Here is a 14645-nt window from a genome sequence, read left to right on the forward strand (position 1 = left end):
AAATACTGGGGCAGTGGACCTATGAAGCGGCTGAAAGTGCACGCCTCAACAAGCTGGACCGCTCCTCCATCTACGGTGGTTTCCACCTCTACATCTATAACTGAACAAGAATAAGTATGTGAGGGAAGTGAAATGGCGAATGTAAAGTCCTCAGCCTCACTGATGGATAAAATCTATAAGAACCAACGGCATTTTTATGATCTGACCAGAAAGCATTACCTTCTTGGCCGGGATCATTTGATCAAACATTTGGCAGCACCGCGTGGCAGCACAGTGCTGGAGCTCGGCTGCGGCACTGGTCGCAATCTGATTGAGGCAGCAAGGGCTTACCCAACCTGCCAGTTCTTTGGCGTCGATATCTCGGCAGAAATGCTGAAGACCGCAGAGGCCAACATTCACAAAGCGGACCTGTCTCACCGGATCCACCTGGCTCAGGGCGATGCAACGAGCTTTGATCCGTTCGAGAAATTCGGCATCGACACATTCGACCGTGTCTTCCTGTCCTACTGCGTCTCAATGATCCCACCATGGGAAGATGCTCTGCGCAACGGGACAAAGCTTCTGGCAAAAGGCGGTCAGTTGTCTGTTGTTGATTTTGGTCAGCAGGAAAAACTGCCCGGCCTGTTCAAGCTGATGCTCAAAAAGTGGCTCGGCAGGTTCCATGTTTTACCGCGTGAGAACTTTCATGAAGTCATGAAAGGGCTGGCCGACGACAACAGAGCCAAACTGCGGTTCCTGCCTCTGTATCGCGGTTATGCCTATTACGCGGAACTCGACAGCAGCTTTTACACCCGCTTCATGGAAAAGCCTGAGCAGATGGACCTGCTGAAAGCGGAAAACGAAAGCCACCGCGAAATCCGCAAGGCGGGGTAACTGAGCAAAGAAAAGCCCACCAGAGCATCTGATGGGCTTTCATCAATCGGTCATTGAAGACAACTTAGTCTCCGGCAATAAAGCTCCGCACATCCCCATCCTTGGAAATGCCAAGGCGATAGAAGGTCCATGCGCCATAATCCAGCATCTCAAAGTAATCGGCTGCAGTGACGATCTGGTACATCTCAACCTTCTGCGAAGGCGTCAGATCATGCAAAGGGTAGCGGGCAAAGTAAGGCCAGATGTAAGTCTCTTCTTCCGTTCCCTCGTTGAGCCGCAAATATCCGGCTGTCACAATATCCAGTAGGATCGCAAGGATCTCGTGCCCTTCACCATCACCAGAGCTGTCTTTCAAAAAGCTGACCGGATCGCGAACAGGTGTGAACGAGAGTTCTGGTGGTTGCTCTTGCTTGGCAAACAAAGGCGCCAACGCAGCAACATTGCCACTGCGAGCAATCTTGATCAGCGTCGCCCGGGTTGCTCTGACAGCCTCCGGCAATTCTGTATCGTCATAAAAAACGTCCAGCTTTGGCAGCGGAGGTTCCTCTGCAAACTCACTGTCCAGCGCATCTTCACTGCTGGTATCTCTGTTGAAACCTTCATCAAGCAGAGGAAATTGTTCAGCCTTGGGGCGTTGGATGCGAATCGTTTCGGTCTTGATTGCCTGTGTTGCAGCCATAGCCGGAGCTGTAGTGCAAAGTAACCCTATGATGAGTAGGCGAAAATACATGAAGTGCTCCGAAACGGATAAGAGGCGCGTGCTTTGCCCTTAGTTTAAGGGCTTGTTGGGAATCAAGGAAGAAACGGACCCTAACCTATGCACAAGCTAGAGAGCCTTTAGAAAATTTATAGGAAGATCTGACAGGTCTTCTGCGCAGTTGGGAAGTATGGATTAAAGCGTTGAATATTGAACTCTTCATTACAGGCATGATTATCGGGCTCGTCACGTCTGCTCCGATTGGCCCTGTAAACGTGTTGGCGATTAGGAGGGCAGTGCATTACGGCTTCCTTCCGGGCCTCATCGCAGGCTTCGGGGCAGTTCTGGCCGATGGTGTATTTGCAACCGCTGCTGCCTTTGGTGTGACGGCAATTTCGGAGTTCGTTGAACGCCACGAGTTCTATATCCAGACGATAGGCGGGTTTCTTCTGATCATCTTCGGCATCGTCGTGTTCCGGTCTCACCCTCATTTAAAGGGTGGCAGCGATGGTGGTCCAACAATTTGGCGTGGGATGATTGTCTCGTTTGCCATGACCGTGACCAATCCAGGAGCAATTCTTGGCTTTATCGCTATTTTCGGCTCACTGGGAGAGCATGCGCCCGAGAAGGGGGACTATGTCGGCGCTCTGGCACTCGTGCTGGGCGTATTGAGTGGCGCACTTTTATGGTGGGCTTGCCTGTCAGCGCTTGTGTCCAAGCTGCGAAATCGCATGAATGACAACTGGCTTTCCACCATCAACCATGGGGCAGGCATTATCCTACTGCTCTTTGCAGCGCTCATCCTTGCCAAGGTTGCAAGTGATCTGATTTTCTAGAGCGTGTTCCGTTTGGTTGGATTCAAGCAAACGACAAGAAGTCGCTCTAACACACCGGGCCGGAATCAAAAAAGCCCCGATCAATCGGGGCTCTTTGAAAAACAGCAGTGCTGAAATTAGTGCAGACGACGTTCCAAAGAGTAGTCACCGCGCTCAACGCGCTGTGGCAATTCCTGCGCAAATTTGGAAACAGCTTCTTCTCCATAAAGAGAAACCAGATCCATCATTGCTGAGAACAGCGCTGCATGCGCAAGAGCTGTACTGTCGATGCCGTGGGAAAGACCATCCTCCCAAGCTTCCTGAATGAAGCTTAGAGCCAGTCGGCGGATGTCTGCATCAGATGCATCGATCTCTTCTGTGAATTCGCCGGCGATAGCGTCGTCCTTGATCATGCTGGCTCTCATGTCCCTCTATGTGCTGCTTCTTGTTATTTGCCGTTACATGTAACGGGCAAACGAAAACAAATGAAGCGTCGCATGCCTTATCTGTTAAACGGAAGTTAACACGCAAAACGGCAGGAACAACCGACTCACTGATGTTTTGGTAAACTCGTCCAGAGCTTCTGTAAGTTATGGTTAATATTTGTGGCGAAGCCGAGTTATCCAAAAAACACGCAATAATTGTCTGTGGAAAACGGTTGCAACCGGCTTTTCTATCAATCGCGGCTGTACTTGCCCGTTACTTCTTGGGTGATAATTACACCTTCATCGGCGAATCTGCGAGAGGCTTCAACAGCCGCTGGAGTGCAGGTTTGATAGACCGATGCGAACCCCCGATAGCTCTGATTAAACCGCTCAACAAGACGCCGGCGTCTCAGCTCATTCTGCACTTCTGCACCCAGCAAGGAGTACATGCGCTGACGCCATTCGTCTGCTTCATCATGACCGCAAAGCGGGCGTAAATAATGGAGGGCACCAAGTATTTCTGAGAGGCGAATAAGCTGTTGCTCGTAGGGAGGTTCTTTCAACTCTGGCTGTACAGGTTGACCCGGAGATTGCGGGGAGCTCTGAGCAAATGCAGCAGGGGCCGCCGCAACACTCAAAAGCATCAGACCAAGGCAAATCCCCCGGCCTGTCGGCCAGGCAGGTTTCGCAAAATTACGTGTCCAAGCTTTAAGTCTTGCAATGTCAGTCAAGCTACATCCCACAGCATGCTGGTTGCTTCAGATTCTGTAAGGATGGCCGTCTCCCGGCACTCTGTCCACTATGGAACCTTGGGGATTTCCGGTTTTCCCTTGTTGCACAGCAGGCTGCAGGACTGATGCTTGTGCGTATTCTAAAAAAGTAGTTCCGGTTTTCGGATAAGAACACGTGCAAAAATTAAGAAGTCAGAGCTTGAGGCGTCAATGTAAATGCACAGGTTTTGCTCTAACTACATCTTAGAAGATTTAGAATGTGCTGTTGCATGCCGGGCGCGAGAGGCAGGTTCATAGCCTCCTCCCAAGTGTACCAGCCCAGTTCAGCAGCATCAGAGCGTGCTTCTTCCTCACCCTTGACCTGCGTACAGCGAAAGACATGGATGCGATATTGCACCTTGCAGTCTTCCGCAGAAGGGTAGGACACCGTCCATTCCTTCAGGTCTGAGGCGCACAAAGATGTTTCTTCTTTAAACTCTCTTTGTGCGGCATCCTTAAGGTTTTCACTGGGAAGAACCTTACCGCCAGGAAAACTCCAGAGGCCTTTGGAGGGCGACTGGGCTCGTTTTACGAGCAGAACTTTTTCGTTCTGCACACAGGCAACACTGGTTGCCTCAATGTATTCCGGAATAACTTTTTTGCTCATGAGAACAGGGCGTCAACGTCCGCTTGCGTGCTTTCCTCAGTGCTGATTGTCTCATCCGGCAGATGTCCATGGATGATCGACCCGGCTTGCGAAAGTAGGGGCCTGATGACGGTAACGGCTTTATCCTGAACGATTTGCAGCAGTTCACCTGTTACTTCAGCGGAGCCTAGCATTTTTTGTAAGGAGATAACTTCCTGATCAACTTCGCCAATACACTTCTCCAGAGCATTCCGCAGCGGCAAATCAACAGCTCCGTATGCACGGATAGCCAATTCTTTTGCTGAGAATTTAGAGGCACTGAAATGTGTGATATAGTCAGCTGGTTCCCAGGCCAGAACATCTTCTGCACAATCGGGAATATCAGGAAGCATTTCAAGAAGCATAACAACCTCATTGAAATGATTAAGATAGTCAGTTGCAAGGCCCGTGGATGGATTGATGTTTGCATGCGTCAAAAGCTCAGGAGAAAGTTCTCCTACGCCGATTTTATCGCAGTACATATCCATTGCAGCCTCCCAGCTTCCTATCTGTCGCGCGGAACCTATCTCTCGATTGGTTGCAATTTTACTAAAATGCGAACAGAGTAATCTGCATGTGTGGTAGATATAGCCTGTCAGCGTCTCCGGAAGAAGTCAAAGCGTTGTTTGATTATATCGAACAGCCAAATTTTCCACCGAGATACAACATAGCACCGACTCAGCCAATTGCACTCGTAAAACACGAAAATGGTGGGCGCCACTTTGGGTTAGCACGATGGGGCCTGGTCCCGTCATGGGTCAAAGACCCAGCAAGTTTCACGCTTTTGCTCAATGCCAGAGCCGAAACTTTGGAGGCGAAACCCTCGTTTCGTGCAGCGGTGCGTCACCGTAGATGCTTGATACCTGCAAACGGTTTTTACGAGTGGCAACGCAAAGGTGCGGCAAAGCAGCCCTATTGGATTGCCCCAGCGGATGGACGCCTTCTGGCCTTCGCTGGCCTGTGGGAAACTTATTCCCATCCTGATGGCGGAGACATTGATACCGCTGCTGTAATCACCGTCGAGTCGAATATGACGGTGAAACCGGTTCACCACCGGATGCCCGCAATCATCGCGCCGGAGCATTTTGACGACTGGTTGAGCAACGGCACAATCATGGCTCGAGACGCTATAAAGCTCTTACAACCTGCAGATGAGGGACTGTTAATCACCACGCCTGTTTCAACGCGGGTGAACAGCGTCGCCAATGATGACCCGTCCTTGTGGGAACGAGAGGTCATTCCAGTTCCTCCTGAGCCAGTTAAAACACCTGCCAAGCCAAAACCTCAAAAGAAGGTTGCAGGCGGCTCTTCAAGAAACAACGGGCAGTTAGACTTGTTTTAGCCTCTGAGTAACATACTGGACACCAACATGATGAGACGATGAGGGATCAAGCATGCTGGCGTCGCTTAAAGGTAAATCTGTCATTGTGACGGGTGGTTCTCGGGGGATCGGCTTGGGCATCTCGCTGGCTTTTGCTCGCGCCGGAGCCTTTGTCACCATTGCAGCGCGCGGAGAAGAAACTGGCGCTAATGCTGTGGAGGAAATCGCACTGGCTGGCGGGGCAGGGCAATTTCTTCAATGTGATGTCACCCAGTGGCAAGCGGTAAAGGCCATGGTCGATGAGACCACAGAAGAAAACGGGCTGGACATTATATGCGCCAACGCAGGCATTTTCCCCAAGCAGACGATTGAGGAGATGGAGCCCGAGCAATGGGATCATGTGCTTGATACAAACTTGCGCTCCTCCTTCTACTGCGTAAAGGCAGCCCTCCCGCATATGAAACAAGCAGGGTACGGGCGGATTATCCTTACCTCGTCAATTACGGGTCCGATTACAGGGGATGCTGGCTGGTCTCATTATGCAGCCTCCAAAGCGGGGCAACTGGGCCTCATGCGAACAGCTGCCTTGGAGTTGGCCCCGCACAAGATCACAGTGAACTCGGTTCTGCCCGGCAATATCAGGACAGAAGCGCTGGATGATCTCGGTGATGAATATCTGAAGAAGATGGGGCAGACTATTCCACTTGGCCGATTGGGTGCGCCACAAGACGTAGCAAGTGCTGTGCTCTTCCTCGCCAGCGAGGAGGCAGGCTACATCACCGGACAGCAGATTGTCGTTGATGGAGGACAGGTGCTCCCGGAGGGACTGGAAGCACCTGAGCAGTAATGTCTAGAGAACGCGGCCCGGATTGAACATGTTCGTCGGGTCGAGAGCCTTTTTAACAGAGCGCATCATGTTCATCTCTGTGGCGCTCTTTACCTCTGCCAGCAAATCACGCTTCAAAATGCCGATGCCATGCTCTGCAGAGATTGAGCCGTTGTAACTGGCAACAATCCCATGCACGACACGGTTCACATCATCCCATTTTGCAAGATACTCGGCTTTATCGGCATCCTTCGGTTGGGTGATGTTAAAATGGATGTTGCCATCGCCCATATGGCCAAACGGAACCGGACGACATCCCGGCACAGCCTCTTTAACAGCGGCGATCGCTTCTTCCAGAAACTCGGGAACCTTTGCAACAGGCACAGAGACATCGTGCTTGATGGATCCGCCCTCAAATTTCTGTGCCTCAGAAAGCCCATGCCGCAACCGCCAGAAGTCAGCAGCCTGCGCTTTGCTCTGCGCCAGCAATCCATCGCGCAAGAGTTCGGCCTCAAAAGCCTCGGTAAAGATAGTCTCTGTCAGGCTGGCAATGTCGATGTCTTTTGTACCCGCCGAGATCTCGATGAGCACATACCATGGATGCTGCTCTTCGAACGGATAGCGTGACTGTTCCATATGCTCACAAACGAACTGCATGCCGCTCTGTGGCATCAACTCAAATCCGGTAAGCATGTTCCCGGCGTGACTTTTTGCCAATGAAAACAGTGAAAGTGCCTTAGCAGGCGAATCTAGCGCGACCAGAGCCACCTCTACCGACGCCGGAGCTGGGTATAATTTGAGGCTGGCACCCGTAATGATCCCCAAAGTGCCCTCTGAGCCGATAAATAATTGTTTCAAATCGTAACCGGTATTGTCTTTGCGCAGGGTCCGAAGCCCTTCCCAGACCTCACCATTTGCGAGCACAACTTCGAGCCCGAGAACAAGATCTCGCGTGTTCCCATAGGACAGGACGGCAGTGCCTCCGGCGTTGGTTGCAATGTTGCCACCAATCTCACAGGAACCTTGCGAAGCGAGCGTCAAAGGGAACAATCGATCATGCTTTTCAGCCGCGTCATGAACAGCCTGCAGTGTGACGCCTGCATCTGCTACCATCGTATAACCTTCAGGGTCGATGTGGCGAATTTTATTTAATCTAGAAAGGGATAGCACGATTTCGCTACCGTCTGGATTGGGGATTTGCCCCCCAACCAAACCCGTGTTGCCACCCTGTGGAACCACAGTAAGACCGTGCTGAGCCGCAAGCTTCACGCACTCTGCAACCTCTGATGTGGAACCGGGTCGCAGCACCATGGGAGTGGCGCCTCGAAATTTGTCCCTCCACTCAACAAGAAATGGGGCCTTGTCATGGTCGCTGACAAGCACATTTGCGTCCCCAATGATCTTTTGAAACGCGTTCACCAAATTTGGAATAGTCATGTTTCCGTCGCAGTGTTGGAAGTTGATCTGGCTCTAACTATCAGATAATGGGAGCGCAAGAACACGTCCATGTCTGATTGGACTTTTTTCGACGGCTTGAAGCCAAATGAACAGTGTGCCATAGCATTTTGGGGCTGTTCACTAGATTAAGTGATATTCACTCAGGAGAAAAACATGGCAGAAGCGCAAGGATTGATGGCCGGCAAACGTGGTCTCATCATGGGACTGGCCAACAATCGGTCCATCGCTTGGGGTATTGCAACAGCACTACACGATGCCGGAGCTGAAATCGCACTCACCTATCAGGGTGAAGCGCTGAAGAAGCGTGTTGAACCATTAGCAGAAAAGCTCGATGCACTTGTTGTAGGTGATTGTGACGTTACGAACGAAGCAAGCATTGATGCAGCATTTGAAGTTCTGGAGCAAAAATGGGGCAAGATCGACTTCGTCATTCATGCGATCGCTTTCTCTGACAAAGAAGAACTGACTGGCCGTTATCTGGATACCAGCGCAGACAACTTTGCAAAGACAATGCAGATTTCCTGCTACTCGCTGGCATCCGTTGCCCGCCGTGCAGAAAAGCTGATGACTGAAGGTGGTTCCATTGTAACTCTCACCTACTACGGTGCTGAGAAGGTCATGCCAAACTACAACGTCATGGGCGTTGCAAAGGCTGCATTGGAAGCAAGCGTCAAGTACCTTGCAGTTGATCTTGGCCCTAAGAAAATCCGTGTGAACGCGATTTCTGCAGGTCCGATCAAAACACTGGCAGCAGCTGGTATCGGCGATTTCCGTTACATCCTCAAATGGAACGAGTACAACGCACCGCTGCGTGAAACCGTAACCATCAATGATGTCGGAAACTCCGCTCTCTACCTCACATCCGACCTGTCCCGCTCTGTCACTGGTGAAACTCACCACGTTGACAGCGGCTACCATGTGGTTGGCATGAAGGCAGTAGACGCCCCGGATATCTCCGTCGTCTAAATTGCTTCAGCAATTAGGTTTGAGAAAAGGCGCTTCTTGGAGCGCCTTTTTTGCGCTTGAGAGGCCGGTAAAGGTACATATGACTTAAATCAAGAATGTGTGCATAACTGTTGTTTTCTAACGAGGAATGACACATGTACCTCGTAAGAAGCCGCTACAAAACGGTTGCCGACTAATCTTACGAAGAAGGCTCATGGAATGACTGGCTCGTTGATGCCCCTTGCGAAAACCACACCAACTCCGCTTCTGTATGTCCGTCACGGACAAACAGATTGGAACCTGGAAGGGCGTATGCAGGGCGGTCAGGATATTCCGCTCAACGACACCGGTCGCAAGCAGGCCCGGCGCAACGGTATGGTGATGAAGGATTTCCTCCCAGATCTTGGCAAGACCGCAGATGATTTCATCTTTGTCAGCTCACCGATGATCCGCGCGCGGGAAACCATGGAAATTCTGCGCAAGGAAATGGGGCTCGACCCATACGACTACAAAGTCGACGAACGCCTTCGTGAAATTACATTCGGCAATGTGGAGGGAATGACCGTTCCTGAAATGATGGTTGAACGTCCTGAAGTGGTTCGCATGCGGCGTGAAGATAAATGGGGCTATGTGCATCCCGAAGGGGAGAGCTACAAAATGGTCTCTGATCGCATCTTCGATTGGATGTCAGAGCAAAAGGATCCGATGATCATCGTTGCACACGGTGTGGTCATGCGGGTACTGCGCGGATTGCTCTGCGGATATGCACCAGCTGAAATCCCGGATCTGGAGACGCCACAAGACCAGTTCCTTCTCTGGCGGGACGGTTCTGAGGCGTGGATCTAAAGCTCGCTGTCTAAAAGAACTCGCAGACACGCAGGTTCATTCTGATTAATGGGTGCACCAAAATGCGTGCTCTCACGTCCAGCGCTGTACCAAGCCTTTAAGATTGGGGGCTTACAACGCATTTCCTGGTCGTTAAATTGATCAGGTTTTTGCGTCAGCGATAAACTGTGACACATAAAGTGAATACTACAGCAAAGGCAGTCCACGACATTTTGGAGTGCTTTGCTACAATCTGCATAAAGACCAGCTAAACAGGCTACCTAAATCAGTTGTAACTCGTTATTTTTAGGCAACAAGAGCAGAACGCTCACCTATGAAATCTCGACACTCTTAAACTTTTTGGAAGATCTTGATGAAGACGTCTCGACCACTCAAGGCAATCAGCAGCAATACCGTTTTTGGAGAGGGCGATGTCTTCGTACTCTTCGGCGAACTTTTTGGTCGCGGATATGCGACTGGCTTGATCGATCAGGCAAAGGCAGCCGGGATGACTGTGATCGGCATTACCGTCGGTCGTCCCGATGAAAACAACAAGCCACGCGCCCTGACACCAGAAGAGCTCACTGAAGCAGAAGCCAATCTGGGCGGCAAAATCATCAACGTACCTCTGCGTGCGGGTTTTGAACTGGACGCACCGGAAGGCACAGCGACGCCGACTGATCTGGTCAACGAAATGACCATTAAAGATTGGCAGGACCACAAACTCGACTGGGATCATGTTGAGATCTGCCGTGGTCTTGGTTCCAACCGTTTTAAAGGCGCTCTTTCTCAGGTCATGGACCAGCTGGATACCATGATTTCAGCAGGTAAGAACGTCTTCTTCGCCCACACAATGGCAGGCGGTATTCCGCGTGCGAAAGTGTTTATGGCAATCGCGAACCGCATCTACAAAGGCCGCGGTGCACGCTACATGCCGTCTCAGTCTCTTATCGAGAGTGATCTGGGCAAACTGATCCTGCAAAACTTCGAGGAAGTCACCGCAAACAGCTTTGGTTACCTGCTGGAAGCCAGTAAGACGCTCCGCGACCGCGTGGAAGCAGCTGGCGGCGAAGTGCGCTACACCGCATATGGCTATCACGGCACCCGCATTCTGATCGAAGATGAGTATCGCTGGCAGACTTACACAAACTACACGCAGGGCTACGCGAAAATGGCTCTGGAGGAGTTTGCTGAAAGCGCATGGAAAGACGGTGTGAAGGCAACAGTGTTCAACTGCCCTGAAATCCGCACCAACTCTTCAGACGTGTTTGCTGGCATCGAGCTGTCTCTCCTGCCACTGCTGCATGCCTTCAAGAAAGAAGGTGGCGGCGCATGGGTGGATGCACTCTGGCAGAAGTGCGAAGGCATGCTCAAGCCAGAAGCATCTCTGGAAGAGGTTCTGCAAAAGGTATCCGACTACCAGACCAGTGAGGCAATGCAGCCGTTCTACAACTTCGAAGCTTGGCCAATGCCAAACTCAGCGGAGCAGGTAGACAAGACTGTTGGCACCTCGCAGGAAATCGTAGACCTGCATAAAGAGCGCAATGTTCTGGTCAGTGACGAGCTCAGCCAGCATGTTGTTGCAGCAACTGGCATGCTCATGTTTGGCGAAGCCAGCCAGCCAGAAGGCCCGGCTCTGTGGCTCGACCATGATCTGGTTGCAAAAAGACTTATTCAAGAACACGGCGCCTAAGGTTTATCCAGGGCCAACGTTCTCTATGAAAAGTTTGAATGAATGAGAAAAGCCCGGGGACGTGACCACCACGTTGCTCGGGCTTTTTGTATGAATTTGAGCTTACGCATTAAAATGGCGGTGCCTGAATGCTCTTTTCACGCCTTGAGATCTCCCATTTGCAGTCCTGAATCTGGGAACAAGCCTAAATCCAGTTTGTTCATTCGGGAAAATTACGCAAGTGCTGCAAGGCTCTCAATTGACCTCTCGCCTGAACCCACCTAAAACCACTAGAATTCTCAGAGCGCGTTCCGTTTGATTGAAGAGAGTCAGCCGGACAGGGCGTGCTCATGCTCTAAAAGTGAACTGCTAGAACATGTCCCACAACACCTTTGGTCATCTGTTTCGCGTAACAACATGGGGCGAAAGCCACGGACCAGCGCTTGGCTGCGTTGTCGATGGTTGTCCGCCTCTGCTTCCAATCACAGCAGAAGAGATTCAGGTGTATCTGGACCAGCGCAAGCCGGGGCAAAACAAGTTTACGACCCAGCGCCGCGAGCCGGATCAGGTCAAAATTCTCTCTGGCGTGATGGTGGATGAAGACGGCGTACAACGTACAACCGGCACGCCCATCTCTCTGATGATTGAGAACACTGACCAGCGCTCCAAGGATTACTCCGAAATCAAAGAACGCTACCGTCCGGGCCACGCAGATTACGCCTACGATGCCAAGTATGGCATTCGTGATTATCGCGGTGGTGGGCGCTCATCAGCACGCGAGACAGCATCCCGTGTAGCCGCTGGTGGTTTGGCGCGCAAAGTCATTCCAAACATCCTGATCCGCGGCGCTCTGGTCCAGATGGGCCCGCATAAGATCAATCGCGACAACTGGGATTGGAACGAGGTGGGCAACAATCCATTCTTCTGCCCGGATGCGGAAGCTGCCAAGTTCTTCGAAGAATACCTCGATGGTATCCGCAAGGAAGGCTCTTCAATTGGGGCTGTGATTGAAGTGGTAGCTGAGCACGTGCCTGTGGGTCTCGGTGCTCCGCTTTACGGCAAGCTGGATCAGGATCTCGCATCAGCCATGATGTCCATCAACGCTGTGAAGGGTGTTGAGATCGGCAACGGTTTTGAAGCGGCATGTTTGACTGGTGAAGAGAACGCTGACGAAATGCGTATGGGCGAAGATGGCAAGCCTGACTTCCTGTCCAATCAGGCAGGTGGCGTGCTGGGCGGTATCTCTTCCGGTGCGCCGGTTGTGGTCCGCTTTGCTGTAAAGCCAACCTCTTCCATCCTGACACCACGCAAATCCATCACCCGCAGTGGGGAAGAGGTGGATGTAATGACCAAAGGTCGTCACGACCCTTGCGTTGGCATCCGCGCAGTTCCGGTTGGAGAAGCCATGATGGCGTGTGTTCTGGCAGACCATGTCCTGCGTGACAGAGGCCAGTGCGGCGAACGATAGAGCGTGTTCCGTTTGATTGGATGCAATCAAACGACAAGACTTCGCTCCAATAAAGGTGTTAGAGCACGGTGCGTGAATGTAAATGAACGCGACGTGCTCTATGAGGCCACTCAACCTCTGATTTTATTCTTACTGAAAAGGCGCTGGCAAAACCGGCGCCTTTTTTGTTGTTTGAAAGGGAAGCTGTGGGATGAAAATAAAATATCATCCCCAAAAAAGGGGGAGCTTTTGCTGGTAATTGCGCAGACTAACACGAGCACGATCATGGTTGCCGGAGGAAGTGTCCAGAACGCACCAGCGCTCAGAGTGGCTCATCCAACAGTTGAGATACGCTGCCCTCAAATTTCCCTGTTTAAAGACCTTCTTTATGCCGCCTAAACACAACGCTTTGACGAGCATCAAATACTCACTCATTGATTGTAGTAGTTACGCTGGCCGTAGTTTACTTCGCCAAAGCGTGCCTTCGTGACGTTCAAGCTCTGGAAGACATGGAGAGCGACGAAAACAAAATGGCCTGAGACATTCGATGGCGGCTTCCCCTGGCAATTGCACGGGGGTAGATTACTGCTCCACTGTGAAATGAAGTTCTAACCGAAAATGCCTAGATGACGAAGGAGCCGTGGATGTTTCCTATTCCGTTGGACGCTGTAATATTTGATATGGATGGGTTGTTGCTAGACACGGAAAGGCTTTATCGGTCAGCTATCTTCGGTGCATGCGAGGACCTTGGTCATAACATGCATGATATTCTTCATCTCAGCTTGATCGGCACTCCCAAAGAAGTAGGGGATGCGAAGCTGAAGGCACACTTCGGCGATGAATTTGCAATCGATACATACCATGAAAAATGTCGAGATCGGTTTCGCGCCTTGTGCGCGACGAATATTCCATTGCGTCAGGGGGCGGGCGAAATACTTGATTGGTTGAAGGAGTTTAACATTCCGAGGGCCGTAGCCACCTCCACCCCTCGGACACTGGCTCTGGATCATCTGGATAAAGCGGGAATCCTTGATCGAATTGATGCTGTCGTAACCCGAACGGATGTCGAATTCGGCAAGCCGCATCCTGAGACTTTCTTAAAGGCTGCTGCCGCAATGGGCGCCCGTCCTTCACAATGCCTTGCTTTAGAGGATTCCCATACCGGTATCCGTGCGGCTACCGCCGCAGGCATGGTCACGGTCATGGTGCCAGACCTATTGAAGCCAACGGAGGAAACCCGATGTCTGGGCGTTTCTGTCGTTCAGGACCTTGATTGCTTGCTTTCGCAATTGCGGTCCAGCGTCGACCAGTCTGAGCGGCATTGCCATCTATGAACCCACTCCGGATTTGCGGAATAAAAATAAAGTATCACCCAAAAAAGGGGGGCTGGTAATTGCACAGACTAACACGAGCAAGGTCATGTTTGCAGGAGGAAGTGTCCAAAACGCACCAGTCCTCAGTGTGATACTTTATTTTTATCCAACAGGAGCACGCTTCTATTCAATGAGGCGTTTCTTTACATTAGCCTGCCTTCTAGCTCTGGATGCATTCCAAAAAACTTATCCCCCTGGTTCAAAACCATGCCCATACTAAGCGCATGCCTACGTAACGGGCTGCTGGCGGAGCGACCGTCAGTGTGTCGTAGGCTGGGTTGGGCTGTTGGAAGACGTAACGCACCTTTCAGTGGTCCGGTGAACCGAACTTCAAACGTGACCGCATGGTTTGAGGGGAAGGGCCCAGGACTATAGGGTATCACGCGGCGACGGATACAAGAGCACCGGCAGGGGAACCCGCTTTTGCGAAGGTATCAGTCAAAGACGGAGGAACTGTTCGGGCATGGAAACGTGTCTGGATAAGCCATTGTCTTTTCAGGAAACTGACTATCGTGCCTTATAGGCAAAAGAGGCGACGTTGTTCATTATAAGAAAGCCCGGGCAAGGCGTGTA

Annotated in this window: 17 protein-coding genes; 11 read left to right on the forward strand and 6 right to left on the reverse strand. The window is 51.4% G+C overall.

The features are described 5' to 3' along the window. Both PPL9_RS34330 and PPL9_RS22795 read left to right on the forward strand, forming a co-directional pair. Positions 1–104 (forward strand): hypothetical protein (locus PPL9_RS34330; protein ID WP_244273450.1); only part of this gene is annotated, 104 nt, incomplete at its 5' end. A 28-nt stretch (positions 105–132) separates the two neighbouring features. Further along, complete coding sequence (locus PPL9_RS22795) at positions 133–873, forward strand: class I SAM-dependent methyltransferase (RefSeq protein WP_057464874.1); 741 nt, start codon at positions 133–135, stop codon at positions 871–873. A 64-nt stretch (positions 874–937) separates the two neighbouring features. On the opposite strand, the gene PPL9_RS22800 is transcribed toward PPL9_RS22795, so the two are convergent. Beyond that, complete coding sequence (locus tag PPL9_RS22800) at positions 938–1603, reverse strand: hypothetical protein (protein WP_208981731.1); 666 nt, start codon at positions 1601–1603, stop codon at positions 938–940. Positions 1604–1773: 170 nt separating this feature from the next. Here PPL9_RS22800 and PPL9_RS22805 point away from each other — a divergent pair, with 170 nt between their 5' ends. Further along, entirely contained in the window at positions 1774–2406 is a 633-nt protein-coding gene (locus PPL9_RS22805) for a LysE family transporter (protein ID WP_208980490.1), read from the forward strand. Positions 2407–2522: 116 nt separating this feature from the next. Here the strand turns inward: PPL9_RS22805 and PPL9_RS22810 are convergent, their stop codons facing one another. The 4 genes from PPL9_RS22810 to PPL9_RS22825 form a co-directional block, all read right to left on the reverse strand. Next, the gene (locus tag PPL9_RS22810) at positions 2523–2798 is read right to left on the reverse strand and encodes a hypothetical protein (RefSeq protein ID WP_014284380.1); all 276 of its coding nucleotides are present in this window, start codon (positions 2796–2798) and stop codon (positions 2523–2525) included. Positions 2799–3061: 263 nt separating this feature from the next. Beyond that, entirely contained in the window at positions 3062–3541 is a 480-nt protein-coding gene (locus tag PPL9_RS22815) for a TIGR02301 family protein (protein WP_057464876.1), read from the reverse strand. 232 nt (positions 3542–3773) lie between these two features. Continuing rightward, a complete protein-coding gene (locus PPL9_RS22820; protein WP_057464877.1) occupies positions 3774–4187 on the reverse strand; it encodes an NUDIX domain-containing protein in 414 nt (137 codons plus the stop codon). Beyond that, the gene (locus PPL9_RS22825; RefSeq protein ID WP_057464878.1) at positions 4184–4693 is read right to left on the reverse strand and encodes a hypothetical protein; all 510 of its coding nucleotides are present in this window, start codon (positions 4691–4693) and stop codon (positions 4184–4186) included. The genes PPL9_RS22820 and PPL9_RS22825 overlap by 4 nt, the downstream gene beginning before the upstream one ends. Positions 4694–4779: 86 nt before the next feature. Here PPL9_RS22825 and PPL9_RS22830 point away from each other — a divergent pair, with 86 nt between their 5' ends. Both PPL9_RS22830 and fabG read left to right on the forward strand, forming a co-directional pair. Next, positions 4780–5547, forward strand: coding sequence for an SOS response-associated peptidase (locus PPL9_RS22830; RefSeq protein WP_057464879.1), 768 nt, complete (start codon positions 4780–4782; stop codon positions 5545–5547). Between the two features lie 52 nt (positions 5548–5599). Further along, a complete protein-coding gene (gene fabG / locus PPL9_RS22835; protein ID WP_057464880.1) occupies positions 5600–6373 on the forward strand; it encodes a 3-oxoacyl-ACP reductase FabG in 774 nt (257 codons plus the stop codon). A 3-nt stretch (positions 6374–6376) separates the two neighbouring features. Here the strand turns inward: fabG and PPL9_RS22840 are convergent, their stop codons facing one another. After that, positions 6377–7789, reverse strand: coding sequence for an FAD-binding oxidoreductase (locus PPL9_RS22840; protein WP_057464881.1), 1413 nt, complete (start codon positions 7787–7789; stop codon positions 6377–6379). 174 nt (positions 7790–7963) lie between these two features. On the opposite strand from PPL9_RS22840, the gene fabI reads away from it, so the two are divergent. The 6 genes from fabI to PPL9_RS22870 all read left to right on the forward strand — a co-directional run bounded on the left by fabI (position 7964) and on the right by PPL9_RS22870 (position 14033). After that, positions 7964–8776, forward strand: coding sequence for an enoyl-ACP reductase FabI (fabI, locus tag PPL9_RS22845; RefSeq protein ID WP_057464882.1), 813 nt, complete (start codon positions 7964–7966; stop codon positions 8774–8776). 198 nt (positions 8777–8974) lie between these two features. Beyond that, positions 8975–9601 (forward strand): histidine phosphatase family protein, encoded by a 627-nt coding sequence (locus PPL9_RS22850; RefSeq protein WP_057464883.1) that lies wholly within the window; start codon positions 8975–8977, stop codon positions 9599–9601. A 352-nt stretch (positions 9602–9953) separates the two neighbouring features. Next, the gene (locus PPL9_RS22855; RefSeq protein ID WP_057464884.1) at positions 9954–11273 is read left to right on the forward strand and encodes a hypothetical protein; all 1320 of its coding nucleotides are present in this window, start codon (positions 9954–9956) and stop codon (positions 11271–11273) included. A gap of 355 nt (positions 11274–11628) precedes the next feature. Continuing rightward, positions 11629–12720, forward strand: a complete 1092-nt coding sequence (gene aroC, locus PPL9_RS22860; protein ID WP_057464885.1) for a chorismate synthase — start codon at positions 11629–11631, stop codon at positions 12718–12720. Between the two features lie 72 nt (positions 12721–12792). Further along, positions 12793–13098: a hypothetical protein gene (locus PPL9_RS33600; protein WP_208989567.1), complete on the forward strand. Its 306-nt coding sequence runs from the start codon at positions 12793–12795 to the stop codon at positions 13096–13098. Positions 13099–13343: 245 nt separating this feature from the next. Then, positions 13344–14033: an HAD family phosphatase gene (locus tag PPL9_RS22870; RefSeq protein ID WP_057465019.1), complete on the forward strand. Its 690-nt coding sequence runs from the start codon at positions 13344–13346 to the stop codon at positions 14031–14033. The last annotated feature ends 612 nt before the right edge of the window (positions 14034–14645 follow it).

The sequence above is a fragment of the Pseudovibrio sp. POLY-S9 genome, assembly GCF_001431305.1.
GTDB lineage: Bacteria > Pseudomonadota > Alphaproteobacteria > Rhizobiales > Stappiaceae > Pseudovibrio.

Bases quoted from the DNA above. Each gene is read 5' to 3' on its own strand.
- fabI (WP_057464882.1), top strand. From the start codon at position 7,964: ATGGCAGAAGCGCAAGGATTGATGGCCGGCAAACGTGGTCTCATCATG.
- PPL9_RS22855 (WP_057464884.1), top strand. From the start codon at position 9,954: ATGAAGACGTCTCGACCACTCAAGGCAATCAGCAGCAATACCGTTTTT.
- aroC (WP_057464885.1), top strand. From the start codon at position 11,629: ATGTCCCACAACACCTTTGGTCATCTGTTTCGCGTAACAACATGGGGC.
- PPL9_RS22810 (WP_014284380.1), bottom strand. From the start codon at position 2,798: ATGATCAAGGACGACGCTATCGCCGGCGAATTCACAGAAGAGATCGAT.
- PPL9_RS22870 (WP_057465019.1), top strand. From the start codon at position 13,344: ATGTTTCCTATTCCGTTGGACGCTGTAATATTTGATATGGATGGGTTG.
- fabG (WP_057464880.1), top strand. From the start codon at position 5,600: ATGCTGGCGTCGCTTAAAGGTAAATCTGTCATTGTGACGGGTGGTTCT.
- PPL9_RS22825 (WP_057464878.1), bottom strand. From the start codon at position 4,693: ATGGATATGTACTGCGATAAAATCGGCGTAGGAGAACTTTCTCCTGAG.
- PPL9_RS22820 (WP_057464877.1), bottom strand. From the start codon at position 4,187: ATGAGCAAAAAAGTTATTCCGGAATACATTGAGGCAACCAGTGTTGCC.
- PPL9_RS22795 (WP_057464874.1), top strand. From the start codon at position 133: ATGGCGAATGTAAAGTCCTCAGCCTCACTGATGGATAAAATCTATAAG.
- PPL9_RS22830 (WP_057464879.1), top strand. From the start codon at position 4,780: ATGTGTGGTAGATATAGCCTGTCAGCGTCTCCGGAAGAAGTCAAAGCG.
- PPL9_RS22800 (WP_208981731.1), bottom strand. From the start codon at position 1,603: ATGTATTTTCGCCTACTCATCATAGGGTTACTTTGCACTACAGCTCCG.
- PPL9_RS22840 (WP_057464881.1), bottom strand. From the start codon at position 7,789: ATGACTATTCCAAATTTGGTGAACGCGTTTCAAAAGATCATTGGGGAC.
- PPL9_RS22850 (WP_057464883.1), top strand. From the start codon at position 8,975: ATGACTGGCTCGTTGATGCCCCTTGCGAAAACCACACCAACTCCGCTT.